This is a genomic window from Rhodopseudomonas sp. BR0G17 (genome assembly GCF_010907025.1).
GTDB classification, from domain to species: domain Bacteria; phylum Pseudomonadota; class Alphaproteobacteria; order Rhizobiales; family Xanthobacteraceae; genus Rhodopseudomonas; species Rhodopseudomonas palustris_H.
The window spans coordinates 1-510 of the sequence record NZ_QUML01000117.1 but is presented as its reverse complement, the minus strand read 5'-3'; the positions used below and the strand labels follow the sequence as shown (position 1 = coordinate 510).

2 protein-coding genes are annotated in these 510 nt (G+C 64.5%); one reads left to right on the top strand and one right to left on the bottom strand.

Features of this window, described 5'->3' with window-relative positions:
- Positions 1-226, top strand: a 226-nt coding sequence (locus tag DY467_RS25470; RefSeq protein WP_164639827.1) for an FmdB family zinc ribbon protein, incomplete at its 5' end; no start/stop codon positions are given.
- A gap of 121 nt (positions 227-347) precedes the next feature.
- On the opposite strand, the gene DY467_RS25465 is transcribed toward DY467_RS25470, so the two are convergent.
- The coding region (locus DY467_RS25465) for a DUF3551 domain-containing protein (protein WP_164639825.1) at positions 348-510 on the bottom strand (163 nt) is incomplete at its 5' end.

The following is a 510-nucleotide window of genomic DNA, read 5'->3' as shown; positions in this document are numbered from 1 at the left end:
GCCGCTTTACGGTTTCCATTGTAAGCAATGCGACAAGGACAGCGAATTGCTGGTCGGTTTCGACGACAAGCCGCCCGGCCCGGCCTGCGGCAGCCGGCGGATGGAGCGACTGGTGTCGCGCCCGGCAGCGCCCGGCAAGAGCAAGAGTCTGATCAAAGCCGCACGCGCCCAAGCGGCACGCGAGGGGCACTTCTCGAACTACAGCCGTAACGAGCGTCGCGGCTGATCTGGGTTCGAGTCGGGCACGGGTGACCGGTCGGATCAACAGACTGAATCAGACGACGACCCTTGATCAGACGCACTGAGCCCGGTCGCACAGAGCGAACCGGGCCCGCACACGCCTGCGATCAGTCGGCGTCATAGCCATAGGCGTCATTATAGTCGTATGCGCGGTAGCCAGCGCTCCAGGCGCTGTAGCGAGGATTCGCCACGCAGTTGCCGCCCGCGCCCTGCGCTGCGTAGCGGCAGGCTTCGAAGCTGACGAAACTGCAGTTGCCGGGATATCCCTGC